The organism is Acinetobacter sp. 102 (genome assembly GCF_037028485.1).
Taxonomy (GTDB): domain Bacteria; phylum Pseudomonadota; class Gammaproteobacteria; order Pseudomonadales; family Moraxellaceae; genus Acinetobacter; species Acinetobacter higginsii.
Map to the genome: position 1 here is coordinate 21068 of NZ_JAZEZK010000022.1, position 15149 is coordinate 36216.

Genomic DNA, 15149 nt, shown 5'->3' on the forward strand with positions numbered 1-15149 from the left:
ATAAGTCTATGATAAAGAAAGCAATCGTGCTTTCTTTATCATTTAAATGGTGAGCTTAAACGGAAACCAATTGGCAATATGAACAATACAAAAAGATCAGAATGACCAATGCCACGAAAGGCGAAACAATATAGGCCCAAGTTGGAGTTTCTGGAATTTCGACTTCGATCGTAGGCTCATCATCATGCGCAACGGGTTGTGCTTGATGTACCATTTGATTGAATTCTTGCATCGTCGCTTCAAGTGATACTTCTTGCTGAATAACTGGCTTCGAGCCGAGTAATTCGGTGAGTTGATTGGTTGACCAAACCCAGTCTTCTGCTTGTCCAGATAGATGCTCAATCTGACCCAATAAAAGTTCTGTTAGCCCTGTTTGCCCAAAGCTGCCAGTCTGATCAAGCTGTTTCAATTCAGTTAATTGTAAGGCCAGTACATCTGACAGGCTTTTTTCCAATTCGGTTGCTTTAAGTGCCGATTGATTATGAGCTGAGGTGGTGAGATGGCGAGCAACCTCTTGAATGTAAAGAGGATCGGCAGTATGGACTTCTTGATAGAGTTTCTGTGGATTTTGTTTCCATAGACTAATCAATTGTCCAAGTGCCAACACGTTTACTTCATCAATATATTTTTGTTTTTCTTTAAGAGAATATTGACCAAAAAGTTGTGGTTTTTGAATTTTTATTTGTTCAGAAAAATATTGAACTAAATCAAATGCCATCGTGACGATCCTCGCTTAATCTAAAATTCTTAGTGAAGGTTTCTTTTTCGTTGGTTCAGTTTCTTGCTTTGTTTCATCGATTGATGCCGCTGTAGAGTCTTCGATTTCTGCATATTCAGAAGCATCAAAAAACAAGCCTTGACCATTTTCTCTTGCGTAAATACCTAATACAGCACGAATCGGCACATAAATTTCTTTTGCAACGCCACCGAAGCGAGCAGAGAAGGTAATCGCTTCATTACTCATATGTAGCTGATGAATGGCATGTGGAGCAAGATTTAAGACAATTTGACCATCCTTCACAAATTGTAAGGGAACATCAGTATGGGGTTGCGTCGCATCCACCAATAAATATGGTGTCAGTTGGTTATCGCAAATCCATTCATAAATGGCACGAGCAAGATATGGGCGTGTAGGTGTAAAAGTTATTTGCTCAGACATAATTGAAAAACTTATTAAATCGTAGAAATCAATTCATTGTAGCTGTTTTTTTCTTGAGCTGTCATTGATTTAATGAACGATGGTCGGCTAAAGATACGATGGCAATACAAGAATATAGGTCGACAGTGCTGTGCAGGGAGTTCAACCCCCATACTTTTTAGCCTTAGGAAGATTGGAGCGAGCATACAATCTAAAATTGAAAAAGTTTCCGACATAAAAAATGGAAAATGCTGAAACAGAGGGGTGAGAGAAATTAGGGTGTCCCGAAGTTCCTTCTGTGCTTTTTGCTTTTGCTGTGGGTCTATCGTATCCGTATGTCTTAGCATATGATCGGCAAGCTTGAACCAATCTTGTTCAAAGCGCCAAATGTATTGGCGTTGCTCGGCACGCGCCATCGGGGCATCGGCATAGAGTTTATTTTGACGATAGCGATCATCTAAATATTCAGCAATGACATTGGCTGAAAATAGCTTTAGGTTTTGCTCAATCAACATTGGAAGTTGATTGTAGGGATTGAGATCAGCTAAATCCTCATCCTCATGATCTGTAATAATCAGTTGGTATTTGATTTGTTTTTCAGCAAGTAAAAAACGAATCCAGTGTGAGCGGAAATCATCTGCATGACTATAAAGCGTAATGCCTTGGACAGGGGTTGGGGGATTTTCTAAAGACATAAGTCCAAAAAATTATGGTTGACTGTTTAGAATACTAAAATTAACGTTGGAAATCACTTAAAGCTGAACAATATGCATGTTACAGAATAGATTTATGATTCAATAAGTTCAAAGAGGGAAAATAGAATGAAGCGAGATTACCTGATTGTTTTGTGTGGAGCGTTGTTACTGGCTGGTTGTGCTAGCTCACCTACAGGATCTGAGCAAGACAATGTCTCATCAGTAGAGAGTGAGGCCGCTGCCGATGCGGTTATTGCTGATGCGGCTGATGATGATAGTGGGCAACAATATGGTGGGATCAAAAAACAGTATGTGGTCAAGGGGTGTCAGGTTACTCTTTATAATGATGGTCCAGTCCAGATGGTTCATGAAAAAACAGGTCAACCGTGTAATGCACCGATCCCGAAAGATCATCAATTTTCTAAAGTGAGCAAGACCTATACACAGAATGGCTGTAAGATCACTGAGTTCGCTTCTGCCGATGGTGCTGGTGATGCGATGATGGATTGTTCTAAAAAGAAATGATGAAACGCAGGCAATAAAAAAACCTCGGATAAATCCGAGGTTTTTTGTCCGATTCGTAAAACGATTAACGTTTAGAGAATTGAGGACGTTTACGAGCTTTACGTAAACCAAGTTTCTTACGTTCAACTTCACGAGCATCACGAGTAACGAAACCAGCTTGACGAAGAGCAGGTTTTAAGTTTTCGTCAGCAGCGATCAATGCACGAGTAATACCGTGACGGATAGCGCCTGCTTGACCACCGATACCACCACCTTTAACAGTGATGTAAAGGTCAAATTTTTCAGTAACTTCTAAAAGCTCTAAAGGCTGACGCACAACCATACGAGCAGTTTCACGACCGAAATATTGCTCAAGCGTACGGTTGTTAATTACGAGTTTACCTGTACCAGCTGATAAGAAAACACGTGCAGTTGCGGTCTTACGGCGACCTGTACCATAATTAGTAGCCATGTGCTGTATCCCTTAGATGTCCAAAACTTGTGGCTGTTGAGCAGTATGAGGATGCTCAGTACCAGCGTACACTTTCATTTTTTTGATCATTGCATAACCAAGAGGACCTTTTGGTAACATACCTTTAACAGCTTTTTCTAAAACTGCTTCAGGTTTGTGAGCAATTAACTTCTCGAAGTTAGTCTCACGGATACCACCAGGGAAACCAGTATGGCGATAATATTTCTTATCAAGCGCTTTTTTACCAGTCACTTGAACGTGTTCAGCATTGATTACAACGATGTAGTCGCCTGTGTCAACGTGAGGAGTATAAGAAGTTTTGTGCTTACCGCGTAAACGACGAGCGATTTCAGTCGCAAGGCGACCTAAAGTTTTGCCAGAAGCATCAACAACATACCAGTCGTGTTGAACTTCAGCTGGCTTAGCGCTGAGAGTTTTCATTTAAACCACTACCTATTATAGTTGGTTTGGACGATGAAATCTGTCCAAACAAAAGGAGACCGAATTCTACATGAGTTTATAAAAGCACACAAGAAAAATTAGCCGGAAATGCCAGAATTTGCTGCAATGTGACTGGTTTGGGAATTAACGCACACTGAATGAAATAGCACATTATTTGTCTTGTGAGGGGGCTGGATTTACCCTATCATTTTTATTCCAATTATTTGAAATAAATAGAAGTATTTACCTCTTCTCTCGGGGAATTTGATGAAGTTGTCGTTTTCTACAAAAATTGTTGTAGTCACATTATTAATTGGCGTTTGTTCAACACAAACCAATGCACGACGACTTTATAAATGGGTAGATCAGACCAGCGTCACCAATTATTCAGAATTTCAGCCCAAAGAGGGCACCAGCCGTAAGCTTGAGGTGCTGGAAAGTCGTGGCAACGATCATGTTGACCCTTCGATGGCTGTGACTGCAGAAATGAAAGCGATTGAGATTCCTGTCGATCAGATGAATTTACAAGGGCAAGCGACCAATACAACGGCACAGCCTGTTCAGCAACCAACCACACAAACGGTTGTCAAACAAGGATCAATCGCAGCACCATATATACGCCCAGTCAGTGTAGTGGTTGCGCCAACGCCTGTGGAGAAGAAAGAGACTCAAGTTGTACAAGTGGCTGAAAAGAAAGAAACTGTTAGCAACCCATTGGCAGATAAATCCGCGAGTGCTGTAGCAGTCCCTGAGAAAAAAGAAGAAGCAGTGATCGTACAGGCTGAGAAGAAAGTACAGCCCAAGATTAATCCTTGGACACGCAAGGTCGAGTTTGTACCTTCGAATCTAGTGCCACAAAACTTACCCAAAGCGACAACAAATCCCGAAGTAAAGTAAATTATAAAAAATGAAGGGCTATAGCTCGTTTTAGATTTTGGTTACACTAGAGGTAATCAAAAAGATTGGCGATACCTATGCTCCCTTTATATGTCACTTCAGGCGAACCTGCAGGAATTGGCCCAGACATCTGTCTGAGTTTGGCAGAGCGTGTAGATGAACGGCCCATTGTTATTTTGGCTGATATGCAAATGTTGCAGCAACGCGCCAATCTTTTAGGTCTTGATGTTGAACTGATTGCTTATCAAGGACAGACTGAATCTAGTTTGCAGGGACAACTTTTTGTTGAACATGTGCCTTTAGCTAAGCCTGTTGTGTTGGGACAATTGGATTCAGCCAATGCGGCTTATGTATTGGAACAATTACGTCGTTCAGCCGATTGTGCGATGTCAGGACAGAGTGTTGGTGTGGCAACAGCCCCAGTTCAGAAGTCGATTATTAATGAGGCAGGCATCACGTTTAGTGGGCATACCGAATATTACCAAGAGTTTGCAGGTATTGATCGTGTGGTGATGATGCTGGCAACGAAAACATTAAGAGTTGCCTTAGCGACGACACACTTAGCCTTGCGTGATGTGCCTGATGCCATTACCACAGAGCGTTTGCAGCAAGTGATTGATATTTTGATTCATGATTTAAAAACAAAATTTAAAATCGCTGCACCACGTATTTTGGTTTGTGGTCTGAATCCGCATGCCGGTGAAGATGGCTATTTGGGTCGAGAAGAAATCGAAGTGATTAATCCTGTGTTAGAAACCTATCGCGCACAGGGGATTAGCATGAGTCTCAGTTTACCTGCGGATACCTTATTTACCCCAGAAAACCTAAAAGATGCCGATGCTGTTCTGGCGATGTATCACGATCAAGGTCTACCTGTGTTAAAATCACAAGGCTTTGGTGAAGCAGTTAACATTACATTAGGCTTGCCATTTATTCGGACTTCGGTCGATCATGGCACAGCACTTTCTCTTGCAGGCACTGGACAGGCGAAAGCATCAAGCTTACATGTCGCAGTGGATTTAGCACTTGATTTAGCCCGTCAGTGATGGGCAAGAAATTATTCACGTTGGAATTATTATGTATCAAATTAATGCCCTGAACCCTAAAGATGAAGGGCATCAGGCCCGAAAACGTTTTGGTCAAAACTTCTTACATGATCAACGTGTGATTGCCAAAATTGTACGCTCAGTGAATCCGCGTGCGGGCGAAAATATTGTCGAAATCGGACCGGGTTTGGCGGCATTGACTTCACCTTTAATTGGCGAATGTGATGCGTTGACCGTGGTTGAGCTGGATCGTGATTTGGCCGCGGGTTTGCCGGGTCGTGTGCCACATCCTGAGCGTTTGACCATTATTGAAGCCGATGCGTTGAAATACGACTTCACACAACTGTTTCAAGACGGCCGTCCACTGCGCGTAGTAGGGAACTTACCATATAATATTTCAACGCCACTGTTGTTCCATCTCTTGGAGTTCGGTGACAAAGTCAAAGACATGCATTTCATGTTGCAGAAAGAAGTGGTGGATCGTATTACCGCAACGCCAAATACCAAAGAATATGGTCGTTTATCGGTGATGATTCAGTATTACTGCAAGCCAACCTTCTTATTTGAAGTACCACCGGGCTCATTCAATCCGCCACCGAAGGTAACTTCAGCCGTTTTCCGTTTAGAGCCGTATGCAACTAAACCGATTGTGGCAAAAAATGAGAAAGCTTTAGCGCGATTAGTGGGTCATGTATTTACCCAGCGTCGTAAGACCTTACGCAATAGCTTAAAAGGCATGTTGGTGGAAGATGGCTTTGAGAAAGCAGGCGTTGATCCGATGGCACGTCCAGAAACCTTGAGCCTAGCTGACTTTGTTGCACTTTCTGATCAGATGGTGGCTTGATGTCGATGTCTAAGCGCTATAACTATGTCATTGGTGATGTACAAGGTTGTTTCGAAGCACTGAAAGCGTTGTTAAAAGAAATCCGCTTTGATCCAGACCAAGACTTTTTATGGTTTGCAGGGGATCTGGTTGCACGTGGTGAAAACTCGGTGGGTGCATTACGCTTTATTAAAAAACTGGCGGATCGTGGTGCTGCTGCAACGGTATTAGGTAATCATGACTTAACCTTGATCGCCTGCGCCCGTGGTTTTAAAAAGGCCAAAGACAAAGATCATACTCAAGAAGTGATTGATGCTATTGATGGTGATGAGCTGATTGATTGGCTGCGTAAACAGCCATTAAGCCTATCTCCGAATGCACAGACCTTGATTACCCATGCAGGTGTGCCGTGTATTTGGAATGCCGAAAAAACGGTGGTATTGGCACAAGAAGTCCAGCAGGTAGTGGGTCATGATGATCTCTCGGTTTTGGATGGCTTTCTTGCCGAGATGTATGGTTCACAACCTGATCTATGGTCAGATGAACTCACAGGTATGGCACGCTTACGCTGTATTACCAATTATCTCACTCGAATGCGGTTAACTGATGCAACAGGTCGTTTAGAATTTGATTTTAAAGATGCACTCGATGCACCGATGCCTGAGGGTTTCCAACCATGGTTTGAGTTTGAAAGTCAGGCAGCACAGACCCATCAGTTGATTTTTGGACATTGGGCGGCTTTGCAGGGCAAGACCATTAGCGCTCAAATTCAAAATGTCGATGGTGGCTGTGTTTGGGGGCAGCAATTGATGGCGTTCCGTTTGGAAGATCAACACATGTTTGCGGTGGATAATCCTTTAGCTTGATCAGTCTGTGATCTCTTTTAGATGCCCATTTTTATACTAAAATTGGGCATTTTTTATTTTAAGACTGTCAAAAAACTGTCATAGACTGATCATTAAAGTGTCAAAAAATGCTTTTAAGCTGAAAGCATGAAAATAACGACACAAATGGATGGCGATATGCAGAGTACATACGCGACATCTCTATTCAAGCAAGAGTTTCCTGAAAATTTTAAATTTTACTTTAAAAGGAAACAACTCAAAAATAAACAAGATGAATTGTCTGAACTTCGTGATTTAGTTCGTCCTCGTCTCCGAATTGCCATTGTAACCGAAACATGGCCACCAGAAATCAATGGCGTGGCGCTGTCGATGATGCAATTGTGTCAAGGTTTACAGCGACTAGGGCATAAAATTTTATTAGTACGACCAACCCAAAAAGCAGTCTGTACCGAATTTCACCCTGAACAAGAATGTTTGGTGATGTCACAGCCGATTCCGAAATATCCAAGTATTCAGTTTGGTTGGCCGCAATATATTAAAGTGTCCAAAGCCTTTGAAAAATTTGCTCCAGATGTGGTGCATATCGTCACAGAAGGGCCTTTGGGTTTGACCGCCTTACAAGCAGCAAAATCAAGAAAAATTGCAGTCTCCAGTGGTTTCCATTCAGCCTTTCATGATTTTAGCCGTTTCTTTGATCTGGCTTTCTTGGTTAAGCCAATTCAACGTTATTTAACGTGGTTCCATAACAGTACCGATGTGACCTGTGTACCAAGTCAATATACCGAACAAGCTTTACGTGGCTTTGGTGTGACTTGCCCATTGGTGGTGGTCGGGCGTGGTGTGGATACTGAAAAATTCTCGGCCAAACATCGTTCACAACAACTGCGCCAACAATGGGGTGTCGATGCCGATACCCGAGTGATGTTGTATGTCGGACGTTTATCACCCGAAAAAGAAGTCGATGTGCTGATTAAAAGCTTTCATGCATTACAGGCGCAACAAGGCAAAAATAGCAAATTTGTAATTGTCGGTGATGGCCCTGATCGTGCCCGTCTAGGCAAGATGGCACAATCGGATGACATTATCTTTATGGGCAGTTTGAGTGGTCGTGAACTCTCAGCCGCGTATGCCAGTGCCGATGTGTTTGCCTTTGCCAGCCAAGCCGATACTTTTGGTAATGTGGTCTTAGAAGCGATTGCCAGCGGCTTAGCGGTGGTAGCTTATGATTATGTCTGCGCCCATCAGCATGTACAACCGAATGTTACTGGCTGGTTGACTCCATTAGGGCAAACAGATCATTTAATTCAGTCGATTTGCCAACTACCTGCCTTGCCGCAATTACGACAAATGGGCTTATTGGCCAGTGAAAGTGTGCAGCAAAGTAGCTGGCAGTTCCCAGTACAACAATTAGAACAAGCATTGTATCAAGTCGTGAGGAGTCTCCCATGATCGCGACTTAAGCTACTCTCAAAAAGAGGAGAAATCGTATGAATCTTCAAAATGCTAAAATAAAAATACTTGATTTAGATTTAAAAGGGTGTGTCTACCTCAATCATCTCTCTCAGTCACAACGGATCGCTTTATTTTTTAAAACGATCAGTCGTTTGGGGGATGGACCATTTTGGTATGTCATGTTGTTGTCTGTATGGGCAATGCAAGGTTTGGCATACGGTCTGCAACTATTGTATGTGATTGCAGCAGGTTCTGTTGGAACCTTGATCTATAAGTTTTTAAAAAATAAAACCACCCGCCCAAGACCCTATCAGGTGCATCAGGTGATTGTGTTGGGTGAGCGACCACTCGATCATTTTAGTTTTCCATCAGGTCACACTTTGCATGCAGTGATGGTGACCATCATTTTGGGTTATATTCAACCTCTACTATTGCTGTTAATGCTGCCATTCACGATTTTGGTTGCCTTATCTCGAATGGTACTCGGTCTGCATTATCCAAGTGATGTGATTGTGGGTGCGATGATTGGTGCATCGGTTGCCAGTGGGATTATCTTATTCGCGCCAACTGCCAATATCGCTTTGTAAGGTGTTTTATCTCGAATTTAGCGACAGAACACTATCTCTTAATTTGTATGATTTGTTAAAGTACGCTCAATTACACTCATTTATTTAGGTTGTCATATGGGCTTACGTTGGACAGATACGATTGATATTGCGATTGAACTCACCGAAGCGCACCCAGATGTAGATCCACAATGGATTCGTTTTACCGATTTGCATGCATGGGTTTGTGCTTTGCCTGACTTTAGTGATGACCCAAATAAGTCAACTGAAGGTTTGCTTGAAGCCATTCAAATGGCATGGCTGGATGAAGTTCGTTAAAAATTCGTCAGAAAACGCTTAAGTTTTGCATATTCAAGCTGATTATTAGCGATGACATCGGTATAATGCGGCAAATTTTTTAGTTTAAACCATAATAGGAGTCAATCATGGCGATTGAACGTACTTTATCTATCGTAAAACCAGATGCAGTATCTAAAAACCACATCGGCGACATCTTTGCTCGTTTCGAAAAATCAGGTTTGAAAATTGTTGCAACTAAAATGAAACACCTTTCTCAAGCTGATGCTGAAGGTTTCTATGCTGAGCACAAAGAACGTGGTTTCTTTGCTGACTTAGTTGCATTCATGACTTCTGGTCCAGTGGTTGTTTCAGTTCTTGAAGGCGAAAATGCAGTTCTTGCTCACCGCGAAATTTTAGGCGCTACAAACCCTAAAGAAGCTGCTCCTGGCACAATCCGCGCTGACTTCGCTGTAAGCATCGACGAAAACGCTGCTCACGGTTCTGACTCAGTTGCTTCTGCTGAGCGTGAAATCGCTTACTTCTTTGCTGATAATGAGATTTGCCCACGCACTCGTTAATCCAAAGTATTCAGACCAGATAAGTGGTATACTACTTATCTGGTTTTTTATTTCTTATAGCTTGTGTTGTGCGAATAATGCACAGCATTTTTTAGCGTCGATATTGTTTAGGTAAATATACATGAGTTCTGCAGTGGTCGTTTCATCAGAAAATTTAGATGAAAAACAACAGTCTGTTTCTACGCCTGTCGTTCATGCTGCCGAGAAAAAAGTAAATTTACTTGGCATGTCTCGAGCTGAATTAGAAAAATTCTTCGAAGACTTAGGCGAAAAGAAATTTCGTGCGGGTCAGGTCATGAAATGGATTCATCAATATTTTGTGACTGATTTTGCTGAGATGAGCAATATCTCAGGCAAATTACGAGAGAAACTCGAAAAGATTTGTGAAATTAAAGCACCTGATGTGGTACATCGTAACTATTCGAAAGATGGAACCCGGAAGTGGGTGTTCCGTGTAGGAGATGGTGAAGGTTCTTTGGTTGAAACCGTATTGATTCCTGCGGAAGATAAAACAGGTGCACGTAAGACCTTGTGTATTTCATCACAAGTGGGCTGTGCATTGGATTGTTCATTCTGTTCGACGGGTAAGCAAGGTTTTCAACGTGATTTAACCCCAGCTGAAATCATTGGTCAGTTATGGATGGCGAACTATTCCTATATGGAAGAGGTGCCAGTGGCTGAACGTGAACGTACCGTGACCAATGTGGTGATGATGGGTATGGGCGAACCTTTACTCAACTATGATGCTGTACTCAGTTCTATGCAGCTCATGCTAGATGATTTTGCATATGGTATGTCAAAACGCCGTGTGACCTTATCGACGTCAGGTGTCGTACCGAAAATTGATCAACTGGCGCAAGATATCGATGTTGCTTTGGCGATTTCCTTACATGCACCAAATGATGAATTGCGTAACGAACTGGTGCCGATTAATAAAAAATATCCATTACAACAGTTAATTGCGGCTTGCCAACGTTATCTCGCTAAAGATGGTAATGAAAGCTCACGTCGTCATGTCACCATCGAATATGTGATGCTCGATGGCGTCAATGATAAGCCTGAGCACGCACAACAATTATTAAAACTGTTAAAAAATTTACCGAGTAAGATCAATCTTATTCCATTTAATCCGTTCCCGCATGCGCCTTATGGTCGCTCGAGTCGTAACCGAATTATTGCCTTCCAAAAAACTTTGTCGGATGCTGGATTTGTGTGTACGATTCGTCAGACACGTGGTGATGATATTGATGCTGCGTGTGGACAATTGGTAGGACAGGTTGCTGACCGTACTCGTCGTGCTGAACAATGGAAAAAGAAAGTGGCGCAACAACAAGAAATTTTGCGCACACAAGGATAATACTTGGGGAAAAGGCGTTGAATACCACTCGACCAAAAACGATTATTGCGACAGCTGTTGTGTTTACTTTACTTGGCTTAACAGCATGTCAATCAACATCTTCAACATTAAAAAAAGATCCAGAAAAAGCAGTGCAAGTCCGGACCCAACTTGCAGCTGAATATATTCGCAATCGTGATTTAGATGCAGCTAAGCGTTCGCTTGACCAAGCTCTAAAGGTTGATTCACGTGATGCCAATGCCAATATGATGATGGGGATTTTGCTGCAACAAGAAGGTAGCAAGACCAATATGGAAAAAGCAGAAGCTTATTTTAAGCGTGCAATTTCCTCAGAACCTGATAATGCTCAAGCGCGTAATAATTACGGTACATATTTGTATCAAGAGCAACGCTATAATGATGCCATTGAGCAATTTACTCGTGCGGGTGCAACCTTAGGGTATGAACAGCGTTTTCAGTCGTTGGAAAACCTAGGACGAATCTATTTGAAATTGGGCGATGTTGCGAATGCTGAAAAATCATTCAAACAAGCGCTACAAGCGAATCGAAATGCAACCATTTCAATGTTAGAGTTGGCGGAAATTTTCTATTTGCAACAAAATAATAGAGATGCGTCGCAACTATACGAACAATATGTTCGTAACGTGGGACAGAAAAACCAAGGTGCTCGGGCACTTTGGATTGGTCTACGCATTGCTCGAGCGAATGCGGATCAATTAGGAATGCAAGTGTTAGTCAATCAGCTACGTGCGCTATTTCCTGATAGTCCAGAATATCAACGTTATTTGCAATTACAGTACAGTACTGAGGCCGTATGGAAATAAATCCAAATTCACATCAGCCAACTGGCTCAACCTCGCCATCGTCAACCTTAGGAAATATTCAACGACCTGGTGAGTATTTGCGTCAAATTCGTATTGCACAAAAGAAAGAAATTGAAGAGATTGCAAACGTATTGAATATGCCTGTCAAAACATTGACAGCATTAGAGCAAGATGATTATAAATCATTACCTGAAGCAACTTTTATCAAAGGTTATTATCGAGCTTATGCAAAGCATTTAAATGCAGATGCTAGTGCGATCATTCAGCGTTTTGATGAAATCTATGTTAATGATACTGGACTGAAAGCTAGCCATGCCTTGAATAATTCTCCGATTAAAATTATGGGGAAATTATCAGGTTCGAAAAGCGTGCGTAACCGTATCTGGTTAAAACGTATTGCAATCGTTGCGGCTGTTGCAGTTTTAGCATGGTTGGCAGTTATGGCGGTGCAGAATTGGACATCAAGCCATAAAGATGAAGATGATGTACCGAAGATCAAAAATTCGGATGTTCAGATTTTGCCGATGGGGAATACCACCACTGCAACATCTGGTGACCAATTGGTGTTGAATTTTAATCGACCAACTTCTGTGCATATTGTCGATGCAACAGGTAAAGTATTGGCAACAGGTCGTCAAGCATCGACTTTGACTTTAAGTGGCGAATCGCCATTTCAAATTCGTTTAGATGACGCGACCGCAGTCGCATTGACTTTAAATCAGGAGCAAATCTCCTTGTCTCCATATACAGTCAATGGAAAAGCAGAATTCCGTTTGTCTCGTTAATGCCAAAGAGTAGAGCTATACGATGATTGTGAATCCAATTAAACGCCGTCCAACACGAAAAATCCGTGTTGGTTCCGTGTATGTCGGTGGTGATGCCCCGATCAGTGTTCAAAGTATGACCAATACTGAAACCTGTGATGTGGATGCAACTGTGGCGCAAATCCAGCGCTGTGCAGATGCAGGTGCAGATATCATGCGTGTTTCGGTGCCGTCGATGGAAGCAGCAGAGGCGTTTGGCGCGATTCGTAAGCGCGTTTCTGTACCTTTGGTGGCAGATATTCATTTTGATCATCGTATTGCTTTAGCGGTTGCGGATTATGGCGCAGACTGTTTACGGATCAATCCGGGTAATATCGGTTCGGATCAGAAAGTACGTGAAGTGGTTGCTGCGGCAAAACATCATGGTATTTCGATTCGTATTGGTGTCAATGCAGGTTCTCTGGAAAAAGATTTACAAGTGAAATATGGCGAGCCAACAGGGCAGGCCTTACTTGAATCGGCAATGCGTCATATCGACATTCTAGACCGTTTAGATTTTCATGAGTTTAAGGTCAGTGTCAAAGCATCGAATGTGTTCCTGACTATGGATGCCTATCGTCTGCTGTCTCAACAGATCGATAATCCGTTACACCTTGGTGTAACTGAGGCAGGGATTTACCGTACTGGTACAGTCAAATCGGCAATTGCTTTGGGCGGACTGTTGATGGAAGGCATTGGCGATACCATGCGCATCTCGCTTGCAGCTGAACCAGAAGATGAAATTAAAATCGGTTTTGATATTTTAAAGTCGTTGGGCTTGCGCTCAAACGGGATTAATTTTATTGCTTGTCCAAGCTGTTCACGTCAGGAATTCAATGTGATTCAAGTGATGCAGGCCTTGGAAGAGCGTTTAGAAGATATCCGTACCCCGATGGACTTGTCTGTGATCGGATGTAAAGTGAATGGTCCAGGTGAAGCCAAAGAAGCGGATATCGGGATTGTAGGTGCATCACCTCGTTCACTGGTCTATCGAAATGGTGAAAAGAGCCATTTAATTGATACAAATCAGCTGGTTGATGAAATTGAAACAATGGTTCGTCAACGTGTTCAAGAGCTTGAAGAAGCAAAATCTAAAGTCATTATTCGTAGTTCATCATGAGTTCAATCGTCGCTATCAAAGGTTTTAATGACACCCTTCCAACGCAAACTGCGGCTTGGAGAAGTCTGGAACAACAACTTGCATCGTTAATGGATGCATATGGTTATCAACAAATCCGTTTGCCAATCGTTGAGCAAACAGGTCTATTCAAGCGTGCCATTGGTGATGCGACTGATATTGTTGAAAAAGAAATGTATACCTTTTTCGACAAAGGTACACCGCCAGAATCACTGACCTTGCGTCCTGAAGGAACGGCAGGTTGTGTGCGTGCGATGTTAGAGCATAACTTACTGCGTGGTGCGACACCGCGTGTATGGTATCTCGGGCCTATGTTCCGCTATGAAAAACCACAAAAAGGTCGTTATCGCCAATTCCATCAATTTGGTGTGGAAACTTTTGGTGTCGCAACGCCGGATATTGATGCTGAAATCATTTTAATGACCGCACGTTTATGGAAACGTATGGGTGTGGCTGCGAATGTTCGCTTAGAGTTAAATACTTTAGGTGAAAGTGATGAACGTGCAGAATATCGTGCGGCTTTGGTTGAGTTCTTAAACCAGCACAAAGATGCGTTGGATGAAGATTCGCAACGTCGTTTAACGACGAATCCATTGCGTATTTTGGATTCTAAAATTGAATCAACGCAAAAGATTTTGGAAAATGCACCGAAGTTGCATGATTTCTTAAAAGAAGATTCAATTAATCACTTTCAGCAATTACAGCAATACTTAACGGATGCTGGTGTTGAGTTTGTGATTAACCAAAAGCTCGTTCGTGGTTTGGATTACTACAACAAAACGGTATTTGAATGGACCACCACCATGTTGGGTTCACAAGGGACGGTTTGTGCTGGTGGTCGCTACGATGGCTTGGTTGGACAGCTCAAAGGTAAAGCAGATCAGTCTGTACCAGCGGTTGGTTTTGCCATGGGGATGGAGCGTTTGTTGTTATTGGTCGAGCAAGTTGCGCAAACCAAAGATGTCCGTGATTGTGAAGTGTTTTTATTGGCTGAGCCGGCGTATCAAGCCAAAGCCTTGGTCTTGGCTGAACAAATCCGTGACCAGTTAGAAGCAGCGAACAGTTCAATCCGCTTAAAAACTGGATCTCAAGGTAGCATGAAAAGCCAAATGAAAAAGGCCGATCAATCAGGTGCAACCTATGCAGTGATCTTGGGCGAGCGTGAGTGGGAATCTCAGCAGTTATTGGTGAAAGAGCTTGCAACGGCTGAACAGACACAAGTGGCTTTAACTGAACTGACGCCATTTTTTATCGAAAAATTTAAACAATAAATTGCACAATTTAGGAAAAG

At 42.4% G+C, this 15149-nt stretch carries 19 protein-coding genes; 14 read left to right on the plus strand and 5 right to left on the minus strand.

The genetic code is table 11. The features are described from left to right. Positions 1 to 55: 55 nt before the first annotated feature. The 3 genes from WA352_RS18180 to WA352_RS18190 are packed head-to-tail and all read right to left on the minus strand — an operon-like array spanning position 56 to position 1833. Positions 56 to 718, minus strand: a complete 663-nt coding sequence (locus WA352_RS18180; RefSeq protein ID WP_033134445.1) for a hypothetical protein — start codon at positions 716 to 718, stop codon at positions 56 to 58. Between the two features lie 15 nt (positions 719 to 733). Continuing rightward, the gene (locus WA352_RS18185; RefSeq protein ID WP_004802623.1) at positions 734 to 1159 is read right to left on the minus strand and encodes a ClpXP protease specificity-enhancing factor; all 426 of its coding nucleotides are present in this window, start codon (positions 1157 to 1159) and stop codon (positions 734 to 736) included. 14 nt (positions 1160 to 1173) lie between these two features. Beyond that, positions 1174 to 1833: a glutathione S-transferase N-terminal domain-containing protein gene (locus tag WA352_RS18190; RefSeq protein WP_005206356.1), complete on the minus strand. Its 660-nt coding sequence runs from the start codon at positions 1831 to 1833 to the stop codon at positions 1174 to 1176. A 126-nt stretch (positions 1834 to 1959) separates the two neighbouring features. Between WA352_RS18190 and WA352_RS18195 the strand changes: the two genes are divergently transcribed. Next, positions 1960 to 2358 carry a hypothetical protein gene (locus tag WA352_RS18195; RefSeq protein WP_033134446.1) on the plus strand — a complete coding sequence of 133 codons (399 nt, stop codon included), beginning with the start codon at positions 1960 to 1962 and terminating at the stop codon, positions 2356 to 2358. A gap of 64 nt (positions 2359 to 2422) precedes the next feature. Here WA352_RS18195 and rpsI read toward each other — a convergent pair whose 3' ends face one another. Further along, positions 2423 to 2809: a 30S ribosomal protein S9 gene (gene rpsI / locus WA352_RS18200; RefSeq protein WP_004775642.1), complete on the minus strand. Its 387-nt coding sequence runs from the start codon at positions 2807 to 2809 to the stop codon at positions 2423 to 2425. Positions 2810 to 2821: 12 nt separating this feature from the next. Continuing rightward, positions 2822 to 3250 (minus strand): 50S ribosomal protein L13, encoded by a 429-nt coding sequence (rplM, locus tag WA352_RS18205; RefSeq protein WP_004802631.1) that lies wholly within the window; start codon positions 3248 to 3250, stop codon positions 2822 to 2824. Between the two features lie 267 nt (positions 3251 to 3517). Between rplM and WA352_RS18210 the strand changes: the two genes are divergently transcribed. The 13 genes from WA352_RS18210 to hisS all read left to right on the plus strand — a co-directional run bounded on the left by WA352_RS18210 (position 3518) and on the right by hisS (position 15129). After that, complete coding sequence (locus WA352_RS18210; RefSeq protein WP_033134447.1) at positions 3518 to 4147, plus strand: hypothetical protein; 630 nt, start codon at positions 3518 to 3520, stop codon at positions 4145 to 4147. A 77-nt stretch (positions 4148 to 4224) separates the two neighbouring features. Further along, on the plus strand, positions 4225 to 5193 hold the full coding sequence (gene pdxA, locus WA352_RS18215; RefSeq protein WP_033134448.1) for a 4-hydroxythreonine-4-phosphate dehydrogenase PdxA: 969 nt from the start codon (positions 4225 to 4227) through the stop codon (positions 5191 to 5193). Between the two features lie 31 nt (positions 5194 to 5224). After that, on the plus strand, positions 5225 to 6037 hold the full coding sequence (gene rsmA, locus WA352_RS18220; protein WP_004802636.1) for a 16S rRNA (adenine(1518)-N(6)/adenine(1519)-N(6))-dimethyltransferase RsmA: 813 nt from the start codon (positions 5225 to 5227) through the stop codon (positions 6035 to 6037). Between the two features lie 5 nt (positions 6038 to 6042). Beyond that, complete coding sequence (locus WA352_RS18225) at positions 6043 to 6882, plus strand: symmetrical bis(5'-nucleosyl)-tetraphosphatase (protein WP_033134465.1); 840 nt, start codon at positions 6043 to 6045, stop codon at positions 6880 to 6882. A gap of 156 nt (positions 6883 to 7038) precedes the next feature. Further along, positions 7039 to 8310 (plus strand): glycosyltransferase family 4 protein, encoded by a 1272-nt coding sequence (locus tag WA352_RS18230; RefSeq protein ID WP_033134449.1) that lies wholly within the window; start codon positions 7039 to 7041, stop codon positions 8308 to 8310. A 38-nt stretch (positions 8311 to 8348) separates the two neighbouring features. Continuing rightward, positions 8349 to 8900: a phosphatase PAP2 family protein gene (locus WA352_RS18235; protein WP_033134450.1), complete on the plus strand. Its 552-nt coding sequence runs from the start codon at positions 8349 to 8351 to the stop codon at positions 8898 to 8900. Positions 8901 to 8996: 96 nt separating this feature from the next. Further along, positions 8997 to 9197, plus strand: coding sequence for a Fe-S cluster assembly protein IscX (iscX, locus tag WA352_RS18240; RefSeq protein ID WP_004652532.1), 201 nt, complete (start codon positions 8997 to 8999; stop codon positions 9195 to 9197). 107 nt (positions 9198 to 9304) lie between these two features. Beyond that, positions 9305 to 9736: a nucleoside-diphosphate kinase gene (gene ndk / locus WA352_RS18245; RefSeq protein ID WP_004652531.1), complete on the plus strand. Its 432-nt coding sequence runs from the start codon at positions 9305 to 9307 to the stop codon at positions 9734 to 9736. Between the two features lie 121 nt (positions 9737 to 9857). Then, positions 9858 to 11093 (plus strand): 23S rRNA (adenine(2503)-C(2))-methyltransferase RlmN, encoded by a 1236-nt coding sequence (rlmN, locus tag WA352_RS18250; RefSeq protein ID WP_005206346.1) that lies wholly within the window; start codon positions 9858 to 9860, stop codon positions 11091 to 11093. Between the two features lie 17 nt (positions 11094 to 11110). Beyond that, positions 11111 to 11917, plus strand: coding sequence for a type IV pilus biogenesis/stability protein PilW (pilW, locus tag WA352_RS18255; RefSeq protein WP_004802644.1), 807 nt, complete (start codon positions 11111 to 11113; stop codon positions 11915 to 11917). Further along, entirely contained in the window at positions 11908 to 12702 is a 795-nt protein-coding gene (locus tag WA352_RS18260) for a helix-turn-helix domain-containing protein (protein WP_004802646.1), read from the plus strand. Before pilW ends, WA352_RS18260 begins: the two co-directional genes overlap by 10 nt. 22 nt (positions 12703 to 12724) lie before the next feature. Then, complete coding sequence (gene ispG, locus WA352_RS18265; RefSeq protein WP_004802647.1) at positions 12725 to 13840, plus strand: flavodoxin-dependent (E)-4-hydroxy-3-methylbut-2-enyl-diphosphate synthase; 1116 nt, start codon at positions 12725 to 12727, stop codon at positions 13838 to 13840. After that, positions 13837 to 15129 carry a histidine--tRNA ligase gene (hisS, locus tag WA352_RS18270; RefSeq protein WP_005206344.1) on the plus strand — a complete coding sequence of 431 codons (1293 nt, stop codon included), beginning with the start codon at positions 13837 to 13839 and terminating at the stop codon, positions 15127 to 15129. Before ispG ends, hisS begins: the two co-directional genes overlap by 4 nt. Positions 15130 to 15149: the final 20 nt, after the last annotated feature.

Bases quoted from the DNA above. Each gene is read 5' to 3' on its own strand.
- WA352_RS18180 (WP_033134445.1), bottom strand. From the start codon at position 718: ATGGCATTTGATTTAGTTCAATATTTTTCTGAACAAATAAAAATTCAA.
- WA352_RS18185 (WP_004802623.1), bottom strand. From the start codon at position 1,159: ATGTCTGAGCAAATAACTTTTACACCTACACGCCCATATCTTGCTCGT.
- WA352_RS18190 (WP_005206356.1), bottom strand. From the start codon at position 1,833: ATGTCTTTAGAAAATCCCCCAACCCCTGTCCAAGGCATTACGCTTTAT.
- WA352_RS18195 (WP_033134446.1), top strand. From the start codon at position 1,960: ATGAAGCGAGATTACCTGATTGTTTTGTGTGGAGCGTTGTTACTGGCT.
- rpsI (WP_004775642.1), bottom strand. From the start codon at position 2,809: ATGGCTACTAATTATGGTACAGGTCGCCGTAAGACCGCAACTGCACGT.
- rplM (WP_004802631.1), bottom strand. From the start codon at position 3,250: ATGAAAACTCTCAGCGCTAAGCCAGCTGAAGTTCAACACGACTGGTAT.
- WA352_RS18210 (WP_033134447.1), top strand. From the start codon at position 3,518: ATGAAGTTGTCGTTTTCTACAAAAATTGTTGTAGTCACATTATTAATT.
- pdxA (WP_033134448.1), top strand. From the start codon at position 4,225: ATGCTCCCTTTATATGTCACTTCAGGCGAACCTGCAGGAATTGGCCCA.
- rsmA (WP_004802636.1), top strand. From the start codon at position 5,225: ATGTATCAAATTAATGCCCTGAACCCTAAAGATGAAGGGCATCAGGCC.
- WA352_RS18225 (WP_033134465.1), top strand. From the start codon at position 6,043: ATGTCTAAGCGCTATAACTATGTCATTGGTGATGTACAAGGTTGTTTC.
- WA352_RS18230 (WP_033134449.1), top strand. From the start codon at position 7,039: ATGCAGAGTACATACGCGACATCTCTATTCAAGCAAGAGTTTCCTGAA.
- WA352_RS18235 (WP_033134450.1), top strand. From the start codon at position 8,349: ATGAATCTTCAAAATGCTAAAATAAAAATACTTGATTTAGATTTAAAA.
- iscX (WP_004652532.1), top strand. From the start codon at position 8,997: ATGGGCTTACGTTGGACAGATACGATTGATATTGCGATTGAACTCACC.
- ndk (WP_004652531.1), top strand. From the start codon at position 9,305: ATGGCGATTGAACGTACTTTATCTATCGTAAAACCAGATGCAGTATCT.
- rlmN (WP_005206346.1), top strand. From the start codon at position 9,858: ATGAGTTCTGCAGTGGTCGTTTCATCAGAAAATTTAGATGAAAAACAA.
- WA352_RS18260 (WP_004802646.1), top strand. From the start codon at position 11,908: ATGGAAATAAATCCAAATTCACATCAGCCAACTGGCTCAACCTCGCCA.
- ispG (WP_004802647.1), top strand. From the start codon at position 12,725: ATGATTGTGAATCCAATTAAACGCCGTCCAACACGAAAAATCCGTGTT.
- hisS (WP_005206344.1), top strand. From the start codon at position 13,837: ATGAGTTCAATCGTCGCTATCAAAGGTTTTAATGACACCCTTCCAACG.